The organism is Nocardia sp. JCM 38205 (assembly GCF_058222935.1).
In genome coordinates, this window is sequence record NZ_JBYHFL010000001.1 from 702,297 (window position 1) to 721,946 (window position 19,650).

At 68.2% G+C, this 19,650-nt stretch carries 19 protein-coding genes; 7 read left to right on the forward strand and 12 right to left on the reverse strand.

Going from position 1 to position 19,650, the window contains the following annotated elements; translation table 11 throughout:
- Window positions 1-145: 145 nt before the first annotated feature.
- The 3 genes from AC4HOU_RS03265 to AC4HOU_RS03275 are packed head-to-tail and all read left to right on the forward strand — an operon-like array spanning window position 146 to window position 7,452.
- Window positions 146-1,741, forward strand: coding sequence for a TIGR02677 family protein (locus AC4HOU_RS03265; protein ID WP_195019576.1), 1,596 nt, complete (start codon window positions 146-148; stop codon window positions 1,739-1,741).
- The gene (locus AC4HOU_RS03270; protein ID WP_195019577.1) at window positions 1,738-3,171 is read left to right on the forward strand and encodes a TIGR02678 family protein; all 1,434 of its coding nucleotides are present in this window, start codon (window positions 1,738-1,740) and stop codon (window positions 3,169-3,171) included. Before AC4HOU_RS03265 ends, AC4HOU_RS03270 begins: the two co-directional genes overlap by 4 nt.
- Window positions 3,172-7,452, forward strand: coding sequence for an SbcC/MukB-like Walker B domain-containing protein (locus tag AC4HOU_RS03275; protein ID WP_195019578.1), 4,281 nt, complete (start codon window positions 3,172-3,174; stop codon window positions 7,450-7,452).
- 87 nt (window positions 7,453-7,539) lie between these two features.
- Here the strand turns inward: AC4HOU_RS03275 and AC4HOU_RS03280 are convergent, their stop codons facing one another.
- The 5 genes from AC4HOU_RS03280 to AC4HOU_RS03300 form a co-directional block, all read right to left on the reverse strand.
- On the reverse strand, window positions 7,540-7,908 hold the full coding sequence (locus tag AC4HOU_RS03280) for a hypothetical protein (protein WP_490724109.1): 369 nt from the start codon (window positions 7,906-7,908) through the stop codon (window positions 7,540-7,542).
- 463 nt (window positions 7,909-8,371) lie between these two features.
- A complete protein-coding gene (locus AC4HOU_RS03285; protein WP_195019579.1) occupies window positions 8,372-8,671 on the reverse strand; it encodes a hypothetical protein in 300 nt (99 codons plus the stop codon).
- Between the two features lie 61 nt (window positions 8,672-8,732).
- On the reverse strand, window positions 8,733-9,218 hold the full coding sequence (locus AC4HOU_RS03290) for a DNA-directed RNA polymerase subunit beta (RefSeq protein ID WP_194990038.1): 486 nt from the start codon (window positions 9,216-9,218) through the stop codon (window positions 8,733-8,735).
- Complete coding sequence (locus tag AC4HOU_RS03295) at window positions 9,215-9,571, reverse strand: hypothetical protein (protein ID WP_194990039.1); 357 nt, start codon at window positions 9,569-9,571, stop codon at window positions 9,215-9,217. Before AC4HOU_RS03295 ends, AC4HOU_RS03290 begins: the two co-directional genes overlap by 4 nt.
- 514 nt (window positions 9,572-10,085) lie before the next feature.
- Window positions 10,086-10,364 (reverse strand): hypothetical protein, encoded by a 279-nt coding sequence (locus AC4HOU_RS03300; RefSeq protein WP_228806235.1) that lies wholly within the window; start codon window positions 10,362-10,364, stop codon window positions 10,086-10,088.
- Window positions 10,365-10,885: 521 nt separating this feature from the next.
- Between AC4HOU_RS03300 and AC4HOU_RS03305 the strand changes: the two genes are divergently transcribed.
- Window positions 10,886-11,548: an HD domain-containing protein gene (locus AC4HOU_RS03305; protein ID WP_194990041.1), complete on the forward strand. Its 663-nt coding sequence runs from the start codon at window positions 10,886-10,888 to the stop codon at window positions 11,546-11,548.
- A 44-nt stretch (window positions 11,549-11,592) separates the two neighbouring features.
- Here AC4HOU_RS03305 and AC4HOU_RS03310 read toward each other — a convergent pair whose 3' ends face one another.
- The 3 genes from AC4HOU_RS03310 to AC4HOU_RS03320 form a co-directional block, all read right to left on the reverse strand.
- A complete protein-coding gene (locus AC4HOU_RS03310; protein WP_194990042.1) occupies window positions 11,593-11,847 on the reverse strand; it encodes a Txe/YoeB family addiction module toxin in 255 nt (84 codons plus the stop codon).
- Window positions 11,844-12,110: a type II toxin-antitoxin system Phd/YefM family antitoxin gene (locus AC4HOU_RS03315; protein WP_194990043.1), complete on the reverse strand. Its 267-nt coding sequence runs from the start codon at window positions 12,108-12,110 to the stop codon at window positions 11,844-11,846. Before AC4HOU_RS03315 ends, AC4HOU_RS03310 begins: the two co-directional genes overlap by 4 nt.
- Window positions 12,111-12,194: 84 nt before the next feature.
- Window positions 12,195-13,034, reverse strand: a complete 840-nt coding sequence (locus AC4HOU_RS03320) for an MmyB family transcriptional regulator (protein WP_195019580.1) — start codon at window positions 13,032-13,034, stop codon at window positions 12,195-12,197.
- A gap of 131 nt (window positions 13,035-13,165) precedes the next feature.
- Here AC4HOU_RS03320 and AC4HOU_RS03325 point away from each other — a divergent pair, with 131 nt between their 5' ends.
- On the forward strand, window positions 13,166-13,582 hold the full coding sequence (locus AC4HOU_RS03325; RefSeq protein WP_195019581.1) for an SgcJ/EcaC family oxidoreductase: 417 nt from the start codon (window positions 13,166-13,168) through the stop codon (window positions 13,580-13,582).
- Between the two features lie 100 nt (window positions 13,583-13,682).
- On the opposite strand, the gene AC4HOU_RS03330 is transcribed toward AC4HOU_RS03325, so the two are convergent.
- A complete protein-coding gene (locus AC4HOU_RS03330) occupies window positions 13,683-14,240 on the reverse strand; it encodes a M15 family metallopeptidase (protein WP_195019582.1) in 558 nt (185 codons plus the stop codon).
- A 303-nt stretch (window positions 14,241-14,543) separates the two neighbouring features.
- Complete coding sequence (locus tag AC4HOU_RS03335) at window positions 14,544-16,223, reverse strand: fumarate hydratase (RefSeq protein WP_195019583.1); 1,680 nt, start codon at window positions 16,221-16,223, stop codon at window positions 14,544-14,546.
- Window positions 16,224-16,472: 249 nt separating this feature from the next.
- Here AC4HOU_RS03335 and AC4HOU_RS03340 point away from each other — a divergent pair, with 249 nt between their 5' ends.
- Entirely contained in the window at window positions 16,473-16,943 is a 471-nt protein-coding gene (locus AC4HOU_RS03340; RefSeq protein ID WP_195019584.1) for a MarR family winged helix-turn-helix transcriptional regulator, read from the forward strand.
- 51 nt (window positions 16,944-16,994) lie between these two features.
- Here the strand turns inward: AC4HOU_RS03340 and mftD are convergent, their stop codons facing one another.
- Together mftD and mftE are read right to left on the reverse strand one after the other, a co-directional pair.
- Window positions 16,995-18,206 carry a pre-mycofactocin synthase MftD gene (gene mftD / locus AC4HOU_RS03345; protein WP_195019585.1) on the reverse strand — a complete coding sequence of 404 codons (1,212 nt, stop codon included), beginning with the start codon at window positions 18,204-18,206 and terminating at the stop codon, window positions 16,995-16,997.
- Window positions 18,203-18,904: a mycofactocin biosynthesis peptidyl-dipeptidase MftE gene (gene mftE / locus AC4HOU_RS03350; RefSeq protein WP_163815560.1), complete on the reverse strand. Its 702-nt coding sequence runs from the start codon at window positions 18,902-18,904 to the stop codon at window positions 18,203-18,205. Before mftE ends, mftD begins: the two co-directional genes overlap by 4 nt.
- A gap of 65 nt (window positions 18,905-18,969) precedes the next feature.
- Here mftE and mftR point away from each other — a divergent pair, with 65 nt between their 5' ends.
- The gene (mftR, locus tag AC4HOU_RS03355) at window positions 18,970-19,635 is read left to right on the forward strand and encodes a mycofactocin system transcriptional regulator MftR (protein WP_195019586.1); all 666 of its coding nucleotides are present in this window, start codon (window positions 18,970-18,972) and stop codon (window positions 19,633-19,635) included.
- The last annotated feature ends 15 nt before the right edge of the window (window positions 19,636-19,650 follow it).

Consider the following 19,650-nt stretch of genomic DNA (forward strand, 5'->3'; position numbering starts at 1 on the left):
CCGCACGACAGCGCCGCGCCCGCACGCGACAGACCGCGCCCGCAACCGGTAGCACCTGGAGCGAACACCGGCATACCGGACGCGGCCACGCCGAACAGGGGTTCATCGTGCCGGTAGCGATCGCCCCGCTATTACCCTGTTCCCGGTGACCGCTTCCGTCGACGGCTCCCCGAGCACCGAACCCGCCTACCGGGACGAGCGTCTTCGGCTGTTCTCCTTCGCGACCGCCGAGAAGCGCGGCGACTATCTGCGGGTGCTGGACGCCTTCGATCGGGCGCGGGCGGCGTATGTGGTGCTGCTGCACGCCGACGACGTCGCCGCCTGGATCGATGCCGCCGAGGGGACGGCCGCGAACTCCGGGGCCTCCAGCGAGCTGACCAGGCTGACGGCGGCCGAGATCGGCCCGCTGCTCGACCAACTGCACCGCTGGGGTGTGCTCGAACGCAGCTATGACGGCTCACGGGCGGCGACCCTGGCCGAATACCGCAACCGGCACTTCGTCTACCAGTTCGCCCAGGCCGGGTTCCAGGCCTACCGGGCGGTCGCGGGCGTGCTGGAGGCCCGTCTCGACGATGTGGCGCTGCCGCGACTGGTGCTGCCGGAACTGCTTGCCGATCTGGAGGCCCTGGCCGAGGCCAATCGCGGTGCCGACGCCGAGCGGGTCTATCGCACGCTGCGCAGGCTCGATATCGCGCTGACCGATATGGCCGGGCACGCGGCGCAGTTCTATCTCTCGCTCGGTGATCTGGTCCGCACCACCGAGATCACCCCCGAGGCGTTCCTCGCCCACAAGGACGCCCTGCTCGCGCATATGCGCGAATTCGGGCTCGACCTGGCCCGCTTCGCACCGCGCCTGGCCGCGGCGATCCTCGCGGTCGAAGCCACCGGCCTCGACGAGCTGATCGAACGCGCCGCCCGCTGCGATGAACGGGTGCTGCTGAGTCCGGCACGGCGGCAGGCGGATTGGCGTTCCCGCTGGGACGGGTTGCGCACCTGGTTCGTTCCCGCGGACGAGGTCGCGGGCGCGAGTACCGAGGCCGAGCGGCTGCGGGAGGCCACCATGAGCGCCATCGCCGCGGTGCTGTCGCTGCTGCGGCGGGTCACCGAAACCCGCAAGGGCGGGGTGAGCCGGGAATCCGCGCTGCGACATCTCGCGGCCTGGTTCACCGCCGCGCCCACCGCCGACAGCGCGCACGCCCTCTTCGACGCGGTGTTCGGGCTGGGCCGCCCGCGGCATCTGGCCACCGAGCATCCGGATGCCGATATCGTGCCCGCGATCCGATCCTGGTGGGAGGCACCGCCCTTGGAGATCTCGCGGACGCTGGCCGAGACCGGGCGTCCGCCCTCGGCCGGTGCGCCGGCCCGGATCCACCGCAATGACGCGGGGATTCGCCGACTGCGCGAGACACAGCTGGCGGCGCAGCGCGAGCGCGCGGCGGCGGCGCGGTCGCTGGCCGGCGCCGATGTGCACGAGCGGGTGCTCGACGAGCGCGAGACCGAGGTGCTGCTGCGGCTGCTCGACGCCGCCTCGACAGCCTGGGTGCCGGTGAGCGGGCGGGTCGGCGGGACCACCGGGTCCGACAGCGGTGTCACGCTCACCGTCTCCGCGCACAGCGGATCCACGGTAGTGCGCACGGCCGCCGGGATGCTTCATCTGAACAATCGCAAGCTCGAGGTACGCCAGACGACGCGGGCCGCTGCGCGCAAGGTCGCGACCGGCAGCGAGGGGGATCGAACATGACCACACACCGGCGCATCGACGCTCTCGCGCTGGACAACTATCAACGCGCCGCCCGCGTCGTGCTGGCCAATCACCTGGTGACCCGCACCTATCCGGATCGCATCGCGCTCCCGCTGGTGCGGCGCTGGGCCACCGAGCTGCGCGAGGATCTGGCGGAATTGTTCGGGTACCGGCTCGAAGTCACCGAGACGACCGCGCGGGTGTTCCCGGTGCTGGATCGGCTCGATGCGAGCAGGCCCGCGCGCACTCCCGCCGACCGGGTGTTCGATCGGCGCCGCTACGCGTATCTGGCGCTGGCGCTGGCCGCGCTGGGTCGCGCGGGCGATCAGATCACGCTGTCCGAGCTCGCGGACCAGGTGGCGGTGTATACCGCCCAGATCGACGGGCTCGACCTGGCGACCGAGCGCGCCGCCGACCGCGATGCCTTCGTCGATGCGGTGGGCTGGCTGGCCACCCGTGGTGCCCTGACGCTGGCCGACGGTGACGCGAGCGGCTGGGCGTCGGACCCGGCCGCCGGCGAGGCGCTCTACGACATCGATCGCGCGGTGGTGTTCGCGCTGTTCCGGCCGCCGCGGGCGTTGCAGCATCTACACAGCGTCCATGGGCTGCTCGGTGAACCCGCCGGGACCGGTCCGGCCTCGACCCGCCATGCCGAGTCGGCGCGGCGGGTGCGGCGGGCACTTGTCGAGCGGCCGGTGGTGTATGCCGCGGACCTCGGGCCCAGCGAGGTACCGCTGCTGAGCCAGGATCGGCTCATCGCCGAGGTCGAGTTGTTCACCGGCCTGCGCGCCGAACGGCGCGCCGAGGGTGTGGCATTGATCGATACATCCGGGCGGTTGTCCGATGTCCGGTTCCCCGGGACGGGGACCCTCGCCCAGGTCGGCTTGCTGCTGGCGGGCGAGATCGCCGACCGGGTCCTCGATATCGATGACCCGATCGCGCGGCACACCGGGGACACCGAGCCCGAGTCCTCGCTCGCGGCCGAACTCGACGCGGCGATCCCCCGGGAATCGGTCTTCGAACCGCTGAGCGAATTCGACACCACGCCAGCCGAATCCGACGAGCCACCCACCGAACCCGCGCCGGAACCGGAGTACCCCTTCGTCGAGACCGCGTGGATCGATGAGACCGTCCGGGCGCTCACCGACCGGTACGGGGCCACGTTCGCCGCGCAATGGCAGGCCGACGTGCCGGGCCTCACCGCCGAGGTGATCGCGCTGCTGGAACGGTTGCGACTGATCGTCCGGGCGCCCGGCGGAGTGCTGGCGTTGCCCGCGCTGGCGCGCTACCGAGGTGCGGTGGTGACGGTGCGCGCGAAGAAATCGGCCGAGCTGTTCGTCACTGCCGCCGAGACGTTCCCGTCCGACGCCGAGGACCGACCTCACCCAGAACCCGTGCTGGGCACGGCCGGTACGGAAGGAGCCGAGTAGATGCCGCTCATTCATGGCGGGGTGCGATTCGTGCCGACCCGCGCGGGAATCGTGAACCTGTGGGATTACCGCGACCAGGAGTTCTGCTTCGCCGACGGCCGGCTGGTGCTGCGTGGGCCCAATGGGTCCGGCAAGACCAAGGCGCTCGAGGTGCTGTTCCCGTTCGTGCTCGACGGGCGGATCGAGCCACGCAGGCTCAACCCGTTCGCCGGTGAAGAACGCACCATGAAGTCGAATCTGCTCTACCGCAAGCAGGAGTCGGCCTACTCGTATGTGTGGATGGAGTTCGCGCGCGGCGACTGGGACGACCCCGAGGTGGTCACCGTCGGTATCGGGATGCGCGCCACGCGGTCATCGGACAAGGTGACGCGCTGGTATTTCGTCGCCGACGGCCGGGTCGGGGTCGATTTCTCGCTGCTGGGTCCCGACGATCGGCCGTTCACCCGTAAACAGCTGGCCGAGCAGATCGGTTCGGATGCCATCGTCGACCGGCCGGTGGAGTACCGGGCCGCGATCGACGCGCGCATGTTCGGGCTCGGGCAGCAGCGCTACGACCAGCTCATCAACCTGATCCTCACGCTGCGCCGCCCGCAGCTGGCCAAGAACCTCGACCCGCGCGGCTTGTCGCAGGCGCTGACCGACGGTCTGCGGCCGCTGGACGAGCAGCTGATCATGGACGCCGCGCGCTCGTTCAGCGATATGGAGGAGGTCGGGCGCACCCTGGCGGGGCTGGTCCACGCCGACACCGCGACCAGGGATTTCGTGGGGGTCTACCGGAAATATCTTGCGGTGCAGGCCAAGACCGACGTCGACCAGGTCGCCGCCCGCCTGGACGCGGTCACGCATGCCTCGACCGCGCTGTTCGCGGCGACGGCGTTGCGGGAGCGTCGCGAGAGCGAACGCACCGCCGCCGAAGCCCGCGCCGAGGATGCCGACCGCGCCTACGAGCAGGCGATCGCCGATCGCGAAACCCTGCAGCGCTCCAGCGCCTACGAGGGCAAACAGCAGCTCGACGACCTCGCCGACGCGGTGCGCAGGCTGGAGACCTCCGCGAGTGCGCACCGCGACAAGGCGGTAAAGGCCGCGCAAACGCTCGATCAGCGCGCGCAGGAGGCCGAGCGCGCCACGGCCGCCGTCGCCACCACGGCCGCCGCACTCGCCCGCGGTGAGGACGAATTGCGCGCCGCCGCCGAGGAAGCCAGGATCTCCTGGACGCCACTGCCGGACGGCTCGCGCGCCGAGCAGCTCACCGCCGCCGTGCGCGGTCATGCCGAGGAACGCGACGCGGACGTGCGCGCCGTTCGTCAAGCGCTCGGGCTGCTCGATACCGCGAGCGCCGAGCGGGCCCGCTCCGAACGGCTCGCCGACCGGGCCCGCACGGCCCGCGATGAGGCGGCGGCCGAGATCGCCCGCGCCGAAGCCGCAGTGGCGCTCGCCCGGACCGAGGCGAGTGCGGCGCTGCGGGATTGGTGGTCGGCACATCGCGAGGTGTACTGCGACAACGACATCGTCGACGCACTCGAGACGGCCCTTGCGCAGACCGGTGCCGACGAGGTGGCAGGCCTGTCGGAAATCCTGGCCGAACAGGCCGAACCTCGGCTCGACGAGCTACGCACCCGCCGCCAGGAAGCAAAGGCGCGCGCGGCGGCCGCCGCCGGGCAGGTGCGCGAGCTGACCGCCGAACGCGACCGGGTGGCCGCGCAGCGCGATGACGCCCCACCGCCCTCACCCACCCGCACCGACCCCCGCGACGGCCGCCCCGGCGCCCCGCTGTGGCAGCTCGTCCGTTTCGCCGACGACGTCTCCGCCGACGACGCGGCGGGGATCGAATCGGCGTTGGCCGCCGCCGGCCTGCTCGACGCCTGGGTCTGCGCCGCCGCCGACCGGCCGGCGGTGTTCGAATCGGAGCTGTTCCTCGAGCCGCTGCCCGACGCCGCGCGTCCGACCGGCCCCACCCTCGCCGACGTACTGGTCGTCGAGGACGATTGCGAATCGCTCACCGTGCCGCGTGCCGAGGTCGCCGCCGTCTTGGCCTCCATCGCGCTGGGTGCGGGCCCGGCCGGAGCGCTCTCCGTCACAGCGCTCGGCTCCTCCGCGGATACCGGCTCCGACCCGGGTGCGCCTGCGCACTCCGGGTCCGCGGACGCCGGACCGGACACGGTCGGTTCGTGCGCCGTCGCCGTCTCCGGGCACTTCCGACTCGGCGTTCAGCTGGGCCGCCACCGCAAACCGCACGCCGAATTCATCGGCACCACCGCACGCGCGCGCAGACGTGCGGCGCGCATCGCCGAACTCGACCAGGCCATCGCAGCGGCCACCGCCGCGCAGCGCGCCGCCGACGACGACGAGGCCGAGGTCAACGCACAGTTGACGCGGATCACCGCTGCCGCCAAAGCGTTGCCCCGCCCCACCGGCGTGACCGCCGCGCTGCGCGCGGTATCCGAATGCGCCGGCATGCTGCGGTCCACCACCGAATCCGCCACCCGAGCCGAGGCGGATCTCGACCATGCGGTAGCGCAGGTATCGGCGGCGGAGAAGGCGCTGCGCACGGCCGCCGCCACGCACCGCACCCCCCGCGATCCCCGCGAGATCGACGCCCTGGCCGCCGCGATCCGGCATTTCGAGAACACCGGCAGCGGGCTGCTGCGGCTGCGCGCCGAACACGAGCGCGATCGGGAACGCGCACGGGAGGCGAGCGACCGTCACGGCGAGGCGCGTGACCTGGCCGAGGCGTTCGCCGAGGAAGCCGAGGCCGCGCGGGCCGGGTTCGAGGAACAGTCCCGCAAACTGGAGACCCTGCGCGAATCGCTCGGCGCGAGCGCCGCGGATATCGACCGCGAGCTGGAGCAGGCCCGCGAACGCATCGACGCGGCCAGGGCCGAGCAGAAGGCCGCGCGCAAAGCCGCCAACGCGGCGATCGAAGCCGTCGGCGACGCGGAGGCCGCCTACCGCACCGCCCACGAAGCGCTGGGCACCGCGCTGACCGAGGTGCTCGCCGATGTGCGCGCGCTCGCACCCTATGCCCAGCCCGATCTGCTGGCACTGCTCGGCGCGAACACCGAATGCCGTTGGCCCAGTAGTGAAGCCGCCTGGTCCACGCCGGATCAGCTGCTGTACCGGATCGCCTCGGCGGGACCGGAATCGGAGCCTGCGGTGTTGCCGACGGAGGTGACCGAACTCTTCGCCGAACTGCGCACCGCCACCGAATCGGTGCGCGCCACCGAGGCGGGCCGCAAATCCACCCGCAGCGCGGTCACCACCGCGCTGCAAGAGTTCGACGCCGCCCTGGCCGCCTCCGGCCGCGACTATCGGGTGCACTGGGACGCCGCCGATGGTGTGACCGTGGTGCGCGTGCACGACGAACACGGTGTCGCCCCGCTGGCGGACTTCGCGACCCGCGTCGACGCCGCCCGCCGCGATCAAGAGCTACTGCTCACCGATGCCGAACGCCGTATCCTCGAAGACGCCCTGCTCACCGGGTTGGCCCAGCAGATCCACGAACGCACCAGCGATGCGCGCGAGCTGATCAGCCGGATGAGCGCGGAGATGAAGCAGCGGCGGATGTCCTCGGGCAACACCATCGGCGTGCACTGGCTGCTCGCGGACGGTTTATCCGACGCGGCACGCGCGATGTGCAAACTGCTCGACCGCGATACCTCGGCGCTCAGCGCCGATGATCTGGCCGCGATCCGGGCCCATTTCGCGTCCGAGATCCGGGCCGCCCGCGCCGCCCACCCGGAACGCTCCTACCCCGAGATCCTCGCCTCCACCTTGGATTACCGCACCTGGCGGGTGTTCTCGTTCACCCTGATCTCCGCCGACGGCACCGAGGACCGCCTCACCGTCGCCCGGCACAGCGCGCTGTCCGGCGGCGAGCAGTCGGTCTCGCTGCATCTGCCGCTGTTCGCCGCCGCCCACGTCATGCTCGATTCCGCCGACCCGCAGGCGCCGCGCCTGCTCGCCCTGGACGAAGCCTTCGCCGGCGTCGACGACAACGGCCGCAGCGAACTGCTCGGCCTCAGCGTCCAATTCGACCTCGACCTGTTCATGACCGGCTACGACCTGTGGATCACATACCCCCACGTCCCCGCCTGCGCCCACTACGACCTCGCCCACTCCACCGCCGAGAACACCGTCAGCGCCACCCTCCTGGTCTGGGACGCCGGCGACCTCCTCGCCGAACACGACGGCACCGACCTCACCACCGCCCTCCACTCCCCCAACCGGCGGCGGTTGGCGCATTCGATTCACGGGGGGTTGCCGTTGGAAACGGTGGGGTGAATCGCGCGCCCCTGCCGAGACCGGCAGCACCTCATCGCGGTGCCGGTGTGGTGTCGCGCCTGATCGGTGTCCGCGGCCGCGGTCGGGCTAGTGGAGGCGTATCCAGCTCGGATCGGGCAGCACGGTCGGTCGCTGGTCGGTGTACCAGGCGTACTCGATCCCACTCAACCAGCCACCTTCGACCCACAGAATGACCTCACCGACCGGCGTACCGTGCCCATCGCTCACCGCGCCGTCGGCGAAGATTCCATCTGGACACACCGATGCCGGCGCCACACCGGGCTCCACCTCCAAGTCGACGCTGGGCGATCCGACGCCCCAGGTCGCAACCACCCGCGCATTCGGCACTTGCTTCAGATACTCAGCCGCCCCCGGTGTGCTGGACGACAGCAACTTCCTGACGACTTCGACCTCCCGATCGGTCAATGCTCGCGGCTGAATAGGGGTGTTGCTCATCCGTCCCTCGCTCTCGCGCGATGTCTCGCAGGCCGGCGCATTCGAGCGCATCCAGGTGTTCGGGACGCTGAGCGGGCCTTCGGCCTCGAATACCGTTGCTGTCAGCGCGTATCGCAGTTCGGTCCCCGAAAACCATGCGCAATTCCTCCCCGTCCATGCCGTGCAGTATGCACGCGGGGTACGACAACGTTCGGCGGGCGGCCACCGACAAAGAACTGTTCGCCCGCATATGAGCGACAACTGATCGCGTTGTCGCTCGTTTGTCGCTCATATGCGGGCGAACAGGTACTTCGGGAGGAGACGAGCTGCTCGCAGATCCGGCAACGACGGAGCCACACTCATCCCAGCGGCCGCGCGCGCTCTCATTCCCCACCCGGCCACCAGATGGCCAGCACCAGCACCAGCACCAGCACCAGCAAGGGCACTCCGACCGCCACCGCAAACCCCGCAACATCCCACCCGCTCACCGTCCCGACCCCACTATCGACCACCTCGCAAACGAAAGCCGCGGCAACACCACCTCCACATCGGCAATCTCCATCACCCGATTCAATTCCAGCGGCCCCAGGTGCTCCGGCGCAGGCATGATCACTACCTCGGCCCCAGAATTACGTACCTGATCCACCACCGGAAGCACCGAAAAACCAGGCCACACAATCGGATACCCGAGCCGCCGAGTCAGCCGCTGAACCTGCGCGGCATCCCATTCGGGTGAAGTGCTCACGTCGTAATTGATCCAGCCGAACGCAACCGGATTTGTCACCCGTATCCCCCTGTCGTGTCGGTCGGTACCGAAGCCAAACCGTGCAACCCGCGCGAGGTCATCACTTCGATCGCCCCGTTGCGCCCCGATGCGCGAGAACGAGGGCGTCGATGACCACCGTTGCCAGCGGCAAGTCCCCGCGCGAAGGCGGACGCACCCACCTCCTCCATGCGGATCCCTCATCGGCAGGCGACGGCAAAGCGATCTGCGCCCCCAACGGCGCGAGCGTGGCATCGAGGCGATACAGCCGCCCGAACACCTCCCGGTAGTCGGCAACATTCGACTGGACCAGGATCGTCCAGCGGCCTGACCTCGGATGCGAGATGATCGGGCCGACATCTAGCTGCCGACAGTCTGTACTTCTGTCGAGCATCGATCGCCCGAGATCAGCTGGCAACGTCACGCCAGTGACACTGCCGACGGTGAGGATGATTCGTCCGGTGCCGCTATCTACCGCGCACGGCAAACCGCACATCCGCCGATAAAAGAGGCATCGCGAAATTGCGGAATCGCCTATTGGCGCGCCGATCTCGACTCCCGTATTCACGGTCGCTGCATCCGGTCGCTGCCAACATCCAGCCTCCGCTTGCACTCCGCAAGGGCTTCGTGCGACAGAGGTACATCGATCCCGCCGCGCTCGCTCGGGGTCAGGAGCCCCTCAGCGCACATTCGGTCGAGCAGACGGTTGCTGTCCCTGGGGCTGGGTGGATTGTGTTCGAACCACAACACCATCCCCATGCACCCGTCGATATGCGTTGGCGGCGGTGGGCCACCAACCAGCATCTTCTCCAACGTTTTCGGATAGCGATCCGGGTAGCGCTGGAGGAACCTCAAGCGCGCGTAGTAGGACTCCTGCGGAGTCGGACCGTCAGCAAGCTCACCGTCCATATCCCAGTTCATTTTTCGCCTCTCCCCGATTCGGATGCGATCGACCACCCGCGTGTTGGCGAGCCCACCGAGCTTCGGGACTGTCCAGTCCGGAGTCTCGGAGATGCATCGCCATCGGGTGACGTCGAGCCGAGTTCAGTGGGATGCTGGAGCGGTCCCGCTTTCCGTTGTTCCCGGCGATACGAAGGTATGGCCTGGTCAGCGATGTCGGGACTCACCGTGGATAGGACTTTCGGCCAGGCGGGAGGCTCGAATGGCGCTCGAAACCCTTGACACTCCCATCTCCGATGGGGGTGCACTCGATGGGCGTGTCTCTGGTGCAGTACTCGCTGCGATCAGGCGACAGCTCAGGCTCAGCCAAGAAGCGCTGGCAACCTCGCTCGATGTCGGGGTCAAGACTGTGGGCGCCTGGGAACAGGGCCGAAATTCACTGATAAGATTGCCGTTTTCACGTTTGCGGCAGCTGAGCCGTGCACTGTTGACATTGGGCGCTGGGCCAGGTCAGGTGACAGCCTTCGATACTGCCCTATTTGTGGACGACATCTTGTCCGGGCTGGATCAGCGAGATCCCAGACGGCACCCGCTTGGCCTGACTGTGCCCGACAGAGCGACCACCGAGATGCTCATGTGGCCGTTTACGGGTGTCGTGCCTCGCCAATTGAGCGATGCTCCAGCAGTCCTCCATATACCGGCTGGCCAGCGCGCCGAAGCAATCGGCATCCTCCGAACCGTGGCTGAATCTGCGGGTGACAGCGAGCAAGGCGCAATGCTGCGGCGGCAAGCCGTGTTTCTTGTCGCGACCCATGATGCCACCCACAAGTCGATGGACACGTGGGCTTCCGACCAGATCAGAAGGCAGGCCGCATTGGCAGACCTACGGCGATGGTCTCCGGCGTGGGCGGTCGCACGTTCCGCAGCTATCCGCTCGGCTACGGCAGGTGATCCCGAACCCCTGCACCGGTTTGTTGCCGAAGGGATGAATGACCCCGACTGTGTGCGGGCGAATCTTCGGTACTGGGCCTATTGGGTGGGCGAGTACACGGTGCCCTGGTCATCTGACGCCGACATGGTGCGACCTGATGGCAATTCCTGGTCTGGACAGCTCCTGCTGCCATCACTTCTTTCCGGCGTCGCTCGCGCACCATATCGGGAGCTGTGTGCCTACACCTTGTGGTCGCTCGCACATTCGCGGCGAGCACTTGTCACACATCCGAGGTGGGCGTCGGCGGTCTCTACTACTGTCGACGAGGTCACCGCGAGTGACAGTCTCACGCCACGAGCAAGGCAGCTCTTGGAACAGGTTTACTATCTCGTTGGGAGCACAGAATGAGCACCGACGCCAATAGCGCGGAGGAAGCGATCAGCTTCGCCTACGAGCTGGGTTATCTGAAGTCGCTCCCGCGGGCGGGATGGCTGCGCGCCGGGATCACCGATGGCGAGTCCGTCGCCGCGCATTCATGGCGTGTAGCCGTGCTGGCTTTCGTGATCGCCGTAGCAGAGGGAGCCGACGCCGAGCGGGCAGCTGTGCTCGGAATATTCCATGACATTCCTGAAACCCGCTACGGGGACGTGCAGGCCTCGGGTAAGGCGTACGTTCACCAGGTCCCTGCCGGTGAAGTGGTCGCCGACCAAACGGCCGGTCTACCGAAGGCGTTGGCCGTACGAATCCGCGCAGCCGTCACCGAGCACGAATCTGCCAAACAGCCCGGCGCCAGCGTGGAAGCGTTGTGCTCACGGGATGCCGACAAGCTCGACTTGCTGCTCACGGCCCGGGAATACCAAGAAGCAGGACGCGGCGCCGCATCCATGGACCGATTCATCCGCAGCATGATCCCCCTGATCACCACAGCGACCGGAAAGGCATTGGCCGAAGCTGCGCTGGCCGTGCCGCCCACCGCGTGGTGGGACGAGTTTGCCAGGAAATTCGGCACTCCGGCAGCAAACGAACGACCCGATCGCAAGTCATTCGACTCGATGAACGATTCCTAGAGTGCTGTTCGGTGTTGTAGCGAACCGCTCGTCGAGCGGCGCCGTCAGTAGTGGTACCGGGCCTGAGCAATGAGGATGTTATCTCCTGATACGGCATAGACCAGGCGATGCTCGTCATTGATCCGACGAGACCAATACCCAGACTTGTCGCCTTTCAATGGCTCGGGCTTACCCAGCCCGGTGAACGGGTCACGTTCGATGTCATTGATCAAGCGCACGATCCGCAAGGCGATTTTGCGATCGGTATTGATCCAATGGCCGAGGTCTTCGAACCCGACCTTCGCGAAGGTGACTTTCACCCGAGCTCTTCCGCAAGCCGCTCCATGTCGACCTGGACCACCTCACCGGCCTCGAGTTGAGCGATGCCCTGGGCGAGGCGTGCCGCGTTGGCGGGGGACCGCATCAGATAGAGGGTCTCGCGAAGGGAGTTGTACTCGTCTTCGGAGATCAGTACGGCGTTGCCTTTGCGGCTGGTGATGTGGATGGCCACAGCATCGTCATTGACTTGTTCGATGAGCGGGTACAAACTCGCGCGCGCCTCGCTGGCGGACATACTGGTCATCGGCCCGGTTCCTCTCCTACGTCGCCACCTAATGGTACCGGATTCTGGTACGAGTTACGCGCACAGCGTCAAGTATGCCGAACGTCACCGTGCGCTGTGACCGACCGGAAGGCCGCCGGCGCGGGCCAGCTCGTGCAGGATCGTCGCGGTGGCCTCGTCCAGCGGGTAGAACAGCTCGATGGCGAGTTCGGCGAGGGTGACGTCGGAGGGGGCGCCGAAGGTCATGGTGGTGCTGAACATGCGCAGCTCGCCGGCGGCGGTGCGGATCCGGACCGGTATCGAGAACGGGCTCGGGGTCACCTCGTCGATCGTCTCGTCGGGCTCGGCGGGCAGCGGATAACGGGATACCTCGTCGTAGAGATCCCGCAGGGCCGGATCTCCGGTCGCGCGCACCTGCCCGATCAGGCGCTCCAGCAGATACTTTCGGACCTGCCGGTAGTTGACCATCCGAGCGGGCGACGCCGGCCCTTCCGGGTACAGGGCGATGCGGTACACATTGGGCGGCTCGGCGGCCACTTCGTCGGCGATCGCGGTGCCGAACAGTTGCATACCGCGATTCGCAGTGATCACGTTCCAGTACCGGTCCACCAACACCGCCGGGTACGGCTCATGTGCCGCGAGCATGGTCTCCCAGGCGGTTCGCGCCGATGCCAGCTCCGCATCGTCGAGCGGGCTCTCCCGGTATTCCGGCGGGAATCCCGCGGCGAGCAGGACCGTATTCCGCTCTCGCAGCGGCACGTCCAGTGCCGCGCAGAGCTTCAGCACCATCGCCCGGCTCGGCTGCGACCGGCCGGTCTCGAGATAGGAAATGTGCCGCGACGAACTCTCGGCGGCCAGGGCGAGCTCGAGTTGGCTCAACCGTCGCCGGAGCCGCCACTGCCGCAACAACGCCCCGACCGGAGAACCCTGGTTACCCTGTCGCACCACCGCAGACTAGCGATCCTGCCCGCGCCGACCCAATCGGTCCATGACCTGCCGGGTCATTGAGCACACGGTCACCGCCCTGGCAGCCTCGTCGCCGAGCCCACCGGGCTGATCAGGGAGAGGAACAACTCATGACCGACGATGTGACCACCGAGAAAGAGCTGTGGACGCTGCTGCACGCTCAGATCCAGGCATGGGCGACCGCAGACGGCGCCGCCTTCGCCGACACCTTCACCGACGACGCCGTCTTCGTCTCCGTCATCGGGGAATACATCCCTGGTCGCGCGGCGATCGCGGCAGCCATGCAGGAAGGGTTGAACGGGTTCATGAAGGGCACCCGGATGCCCGAACCCGACGTGCTGAACCTGCGCTTCCCGACGCCGGATACGGCGATCGTGATCACCACGGCCGGGCGGCCCGCGCCACCGGACACGGCACCGGATCCGGAGGAGAAATCGATCCAGACCCGGGTGGCTGTGCGCCGCGAGGGGCAATGGCTGTTCAGCAGTTTCCAGAACACCCGCATCGGCGGTTTCCCACCCTCGTGAGCTCACCTCGGCTGCCGTCGCGGCGGCGTGGGTCGACCCCGCCGTGGTGGACTCAGTCGTCGGCCACCAGGCAGCTAGCGGCTCGGGCTCTGCATGCCGCTCAGCGCATGCTGGCGTCGGGTACTCGGGGTGGGCAGGGGGTTCCGGGGAAGGTGGCGAGCTCGAAATGCCACCATTCGTTATCGAAGGTCCGGCACAGTCCCCACCGGTTGCCGTTGGCTTCCAGCCAGTGCGCGCCTTCGATGGGGCCCACGTCGATGGCGTTGCCGGTGACGTGGGTGGATTCCTCGGGCGGCAGCACCCAGCGCCGGGCTTCCTCGGGGCTGCCGTGGGTGCGTACACCTTCCTCCCATAGCGCCTGTTGTTCGGCGGGCGTGCGATGGCCGGAGGTGATGGACAGTGGCACGCCGGCGGCGTGGGCTTCATCGGCGGCCATCGTGTAGGCCAGGGCCAGCAGGGGGTTCAGGCCCTCGGTCCCCGCGGCGGCGATCGGCCAGACGAGGACGGCACCGGCGGGCGGGGACGCGGGCTGCGGCGCGGGCGCGGCCTGCACCGAGGGCGCGGCAACGCTGACCGCGACGGCGAACGGCGCCACCGCGGCCGCGATCGCCCGCCGCGCCGACCGGCGCCTTATCCGTGTTTCCCTGGTTGGCCACATAGCCGTCGATAGTAGCGCGACACGCCGAGAGTCCCAGCTCACGCCCGCGCCGACGCGACCAGGCAGAACAACTTGAAGCGGCAACTGTCCACAAGGTTATCCACGTGTTGTGGATCACAATGCCCACGCGGCAATGGTTTTCACCTTCGCCCACCTCAAGGGCGTTGACCTCCAGGAATGCCGAATTCAACAGGACAGGAATGGGCTGCGGCGCAAGCGGATCCGCTCAGGATCGTGCTTGTCCACAGCCGATCCCCATCATGTGCATAACCTATGACTCGCCCGAGTCCAGGATGTGGGAGCTCAGACCCGTTCCTTGGAGCGGGTGCGTACGCGCAGCGCGATCGGCTTCTGGGTCTCGGCGAAGAAGTCGTTGCCCTTGTCGTCGACGACGATGAACGCCGGGAAGTCCTCGACCTCGATCTTCCAGACCGCTTCCATACCGAGTTCGGGGTATTCGAGCACCTCGACGTTCTTGATGCAGTCCAGCGCCAGCCGCGCGGCGGGGCCGCCGATCGAGCCGAGGTAGAAGCCCCCGTGCTCCTTGCAGGCCTTGGTCACCTGGGCCGAGCGATTGCCCTTGGCCAGCATGACGAAAGAGCCGCCCGCGGCCTGGAACTGGTCGACGTAGGAATCCATGCGGCCCGCGGTGGTCGGTCCGAAGGATCCGGAGGCGTAACCCTCGGGGGTCTTGGCCGGGCCGGCGTAGTAGACGGCCATATCGCGCAGGTAGTCCGGCATCGGCTCGCCCGCGTCGAGGCGCTCCTTGATCTTGGCGTGCGCGATATCGCGGGCGACCACCAGCGGCCCGGTGAGCGAAAGCCGGGTCTTCACGGGGTATTTCGACAGCTCGGCGCGGATCTCCGACATCGGCCGGTTCAGGTCGATCTTCACCACATCGCCGCCGAGGATGGCGTCGGTCTGTTCGGGAAGGTACTGGGCCGGTTCGGTTTCCAGCTGCTCCAGGAACACCCCGTCCTTGGTGATCTTGGCCAGTGCCTGCCGGTCGGCCGAACACGACACCGCGATGGCGACCGGGCAGGACGCGCCGTGGCGGGGCAGGCGCACCACGCGCACGTCGTGGCAGAAGTATTTGCCGCCGAATTGCGCGCCGATGCCGAACTCACGGGTGAGCTGGAAGACCTCTTCCTCGAGTTCGAGGTCGCGGAAGGCGTGGCCGGTCATCGAGCCCTCGGTGGGCAGGTTGTCCAGGTAGTGCGCGGAGGCGTATTTGGCCGTCTTCAAGGCGAATTCGGCGCTGGTGCCGCCGATGACGACCGCCAGGTGGTAGGGCGGGCAGGCCGCGGTGCCGAGCGAGCGGATCTTCTCGTCCAGGAACTCCAGCATCCGGGTGGGATTCAGGATGGCCTTGGTTTCCTGGTACAGGAACGACTTGTTGGCCGAGCCGCCGCCCTTGGCCATGAACAGGAACTTGTAGGACGGGTCGGCCGGATCGCCGGGGTTGGAGTACAGCTCGATCTGCGCGGGCAGGTTGGAGCCGGTGTTCTTCTCGTCCCACATGGTGAGCGGGGCCAGCTGGGAGTAGCGCAGGTTCAGCTTGGTGTAGGCGTCGTAGACGCCGCGGCTGATCCATTCGGCGTCGTCGACGCCGGTGAGCACGCCCTCGGACTTCTTGCCCATCACGATCGCGGTGCCGGTGTCCTGGCACATCGGCAGGATGCCGCCGGCGGAGATGTTGACGTTCTTGAGCAGGTCGAGCGCGACGAACCGGTCGTTACCGCTGGACTCCGGATCGTCGATGATCTTGCGCAGCTGGGCCAGGTGCGCGGGCCGCAGATAGTGGCTGATGTCGTGCATCGCCTCGGCGGTGAGCATCCGCAGGGTCTCCGGCTCGACCTGGAGGAAGGTGCGGCCGTTCTGCTCGAAGGTGCTGACGCCTTCGGTGGTGAGCAACCGGTACGGGGTGTCATCGGCACCGATCGGCAGCAGGTCTGAGTAGCGGAAGTCCGGCGCGGCGGTCACTGAAGCGCACTCCTTCGGGCAAAGTGTCGGGCTCGGCAACAGCCACGGCTGGACTGAAGCACAGCGAGCCTAACGACCGATCGGCACCCGGCCTGCGGTTAGGCAACCCTATCCAAGGCGCACCACACTGGGATCGGCCACAAAAGGTTGCACGTTCAACCCCAGGGGTGCTAACTCTCGTTTCAGCAGGTATCGCGCGGTGCGCGGGTGCGCGGACCTGACCCGAACCGCCGGAATTGGAGCGCCAACGTGACCGACCCCCACTGGCTCGATGACGTCGAGATGCGGGCCTGGCTGGGATTCGTCCGGACCCGCGACCTCATCGCGGCCGCTGTCGGACGCGATTCGACGCGGGAATCCGACCTCACCTACGTCGAGTATTCGGTCCTCGCCTACCTCGCCGAGGATCCCGAGCACTGTCTGACCTTCGCCGATCTGGCGGCGAAGCTGGAGTGGTCGCAGAGCAGGCTTTCCCATCAGATCACCCGGATGGAGCGGCGCGGGCTCGTGACGCGAGCCCCGATTCCCGACGATGCCCGGCGCACCGCCGCCCGACTGACCCCGCGCGGGCTCGAGGTGCTGACGACCGCGGCGCCCGCCCATGTGGAGAGCGTGCGCAGACACATGATCGACGTCCTCGATCGCGAGCAGTTGACGGCACTGGCCGATATCTACGACGTCCTGCTCGAACACCATCGCGCCTCGAACGGGCACCGGTAGGCCGGCTCACCACGGGTGAGCCGGCCTTTCGTCTCTCCGGCGGGATCCGGTTCAGGCGGGGTTCGAGACCGCGGCGTCGAGCTCCTTCGCGGCCGGAACACCGAGGGCGCGTTCGAATCCGGCGGGCACCACGATGTCGCTGCGGTCCAGCTCGGTGATGCTGGTCTTGCGCAGCCCGAGCAGTGCCGAGTCGATGCCGCCGCGCAGGATGTCGAGCACGTTCTCCACCCCGGCCTGCCCGTTGGCGGCCAGACCCCACAGGTAGGCGCGCCCGATCATGACCGCGCGGGCGCCGAGCGCGACGGCCTTGACGACATCGCTACCCCGGCGGATACCGCCGTCGAGCAGGATCTCGATCTCCGAACCCACCGCGTCCGCCAGCACCGGAAGAGCCCGGATGGCGGCGGGGGTGCCGTCGAGGTTGTTGCCGCCGTGGTTGGACACCGAGATGGCGGCCACGCCCGCGTCGACGGCGCGGTGGGCGTCGTCGACGCGCATGACGCCCTTGAGCATGACCGGACCGTCCCACTGCTGGCAGATCCAGCGCACATCGTCCCAGTCGGGAGCCGGTGTGCCCATCCACTCGCCGTAGGCGCCGAAGAAGCCGGGCGCGGGCGCGTCACCGACAGCCATATTGGGTGCGGTGAGGTCGGGCAGCGTGCCCGAACGCACATACGTGCTCAGCCAGCGCGGCTTGACCAGCGTCTGCGGCGCGAACTTCATCATGGTGCGCAGGTTCAGCGATTCCGGGATCACCGGGCTGCCCCAATCGCGGCCGTGCGAGAACGACCAGTCGAGGGTCAGGATCAGCCCGACCGCGCCCGCGGCCTTGGCCCTTGCCATGCGCGCGGAGATCTCGTCCTTGCTGCCACACCAGTACAACTGGAAGAAGGTCGACGGATTGGCCGCGATCACCTCTTCGATCGGCTTGCTGGCGAACGAGGACAGGCCCATCGCGGTGCCACGCGCGGCGGCGGCACGAGCGACGGCCACCTCACCGTCGGGGTGCACCGCTTGCACGCCGGTCGGCGAGATCAGCACCGGCATCGAAATGTGCTGGCCGAGAACGGTGGTCGATTGGTCGCGTTCCCCGATCGGCCCGGCGACGTGCGGCGCGAAACCCAGTTCGGCGAAGGCGGCCTGATTGTCCTCGATGGTCTGGCCGCGTTCGGAGCCGGCGATCAACGCGCCGTACACCGACTTCGGCAACCGCTTCTTCGCGCGCCGCTGCGCTTCGGCGACGGTCTCGAACCAGGGGTTCATGGCTGGGTCCTTTCGGGGGAGGTCACCGGCCACCACAGCCGGGTCTGGTCGGTCAGTTGGGTGATCAGTTCGGTGAGCAGGGCGGCGCCCTCGGGCGCGGTGGCGCCCGCCGGATCGCCGAGCACACCGTTCGCACTCACCGCGCGCACTCCCCCGCTGCGCAGCAGCGGCAGGATCTGCGGCAGCGGCCGGGTGTCGCCCGCCTCGGCCCGTCCGGTCCGGACTCGTTCGGGCGAAAGCGCCAGTTGCAGTGCGGTTTCGGTGCGTCCGGCGTGCGGGTCGCCGTCGTAGCGCGGCAGGAACAGGCGCACATCGCGAGATTCGGTGCGCAGCAGCGCCACCGCCCGCCGCAGCGGCTCGACATTGCCGCCGTGCCCGTTGACGAGCACGATCCGGTCGAAGGAGTCGGTGGCCGAGCGGCACAGCTCCACGATCAGCAGTTCCAGCGCGGCCGCACCGATCGACAACGTCCCGGGAAAGCCGGCGTGCTCGCCGCTCGAGCCGTACGGCACGGCCGGGGCGACGAGCACGTCCGAGCGCCGCGCGGCCAGGCCGGCACACAGCGCGAGCGCGATGTCGGTGTCGGTGGACAACGGCAGATGCGGGCCGTGCTGTTCGGTCGAGCCGATGGGCACGGCGAGGATCACACCGGCGGCGACATATTCGCCCGCCTCGGTCCATGTGAGATCCGCCATCATGGCGCCGACATTAACGTCACTCACTGACATAATCAATAGGCCGCCGGGCCGCATAATCAATAGCCGTGACGGCACACAGCACCCGAGGGCGCCCGCGCGGCACCAGCAAGCGCGAGCTCGAACTCATCGCCATGCGGCTGTTCAGCGAGCAGGGCTTCGACGAGACCACCGTCGAGCAGATCGCCGCGGCCGCCGGCGTCAGCGGCCGCACCTTCTTCCGCTATTTCCCCAGCAAGGCCGAGGTGCTCTGGTACCAGTTCGACGCCGAGGTAGAGGCGCTGCGCGAGGCGTTCACCACCGTCGACCCCGACATTCCGATGATGACCGCGGTGCGCCGGGTGGTGGTCAACGCCAACCGCTACCGCGCCGAGGACGTGCCCGAATTGCGCACCCGCATGCAACTGGTCGCGACCGTGCCCGCGCTCGCCGCCACCGCGGGCGCCCACTACGACGCCTGGGAGCGCACCGTCAGCGCCTTCGCCGCCACGCGCCTGGGCCAGCCCGAGGACGCGCTGATCCCGATGGCCGTGGGCCGGGCCACGCTCGCCGCCGCCCGCGCAGCCTTCGATGCCTGGCTGACCCGCGCCGATACCGATCTCACCGTCTACCTAGACGAGGTGCTCGCGGCCCTGGAACACGGCTTCACGCCACCGGCCGGGACCGACGGTGACCGACACCACGGGGCGACAGCACGACCTGGTGGTTTCGACGGCACGACGGCTGGGGTATGACTAGGCTCGAAATCG

What these genes read in the sequence shown, in the direction of transcription:
- AC4HOU_RS03325 (WP_195019581.1), top strand. Translation starts at nt 13,166, where the DNA reads ATGACCGACGATGTGACCACCGAGAAAGAGCTGTGGACGCTGCTGCAC.
- AC4HOU_RS03300 (WP_228806235.1), bottom strand. Translation starts at nt 10,364, where the DNA reads ATGGGTCGCGACAAGAAACACGGCTTGCCGCCGCAGCATTGCGCCTTG.
- AC4HOU_RS03315 (WP_194990043.1), bottom strand. Translation starts at nt 12,110, where the DNA reads ATGACCAGTATGTCCGCCAGCGAGGCGCGCGCGAGTTTGTACCCGCTC.
- AC4HOU_RS03330 (WP_195019582.1), bottom strand. Translation starts at nt 14,240, where the DNA reads ATGTGGCCAACCAGGGAAACACGGATAAGGCGCCGGTCGGCGCGGCGG.
- mftE (WP_163815560.1), bottom strand. Translation starts at nt 18,904, where the DNA reads ATGATGGCGGATCTCACATGGACCGAGGCGGGCGAATATGTCGCCGCC.
- AC4HOU_RS03270 (WP_195019577.1), top strand. Translation starts at nt 1,738, where the DNA reads ATGACCACACACCGGCGCATCGACGCTCTCGCGCTGGACAACTATCAA.
- AC4HOU_RS03305 (WP_194990041.1), top strand. Translation starts at nt 10,886, where the DNA reads ATGAGCACCGACGCCAATAGCGCGGAGGAAGCGATCAGCTTCGCCTAC.
- AC4HOU_RS03295 (WP_194990039.1), bottom strand. Translation starts at nt 9,571, where the DNA reads ATGAACTGGGATATGGACGGTGAGCTTGCTGACGGTCCGACTCCGCAG.
- AC4HOU_RS03280 (WP_490724109.1), bottom strand. Translation starts at nt 7,908, where the DNA reads ATGAGCAACACCCCTATTCAGCCGCGAGCATTGACCGATCGGGAGGTC.
- mftD (WP_195019585.1), bottom strand. Translation starts at nt 18,206, where the DNA reads ATGAACCCCTGGTTCGAGACCGTCGCCGAAGCGCAGCGGCGCGCGAAG.
- AC4HOU_RS03275 (WP_195019578.1), top strand. Translation starts at nt 3,172, where the DNA reads ATGCCGCTCATTCATGGCGGGGTGCGATTCGTGCCGACCCGCGCGGGA.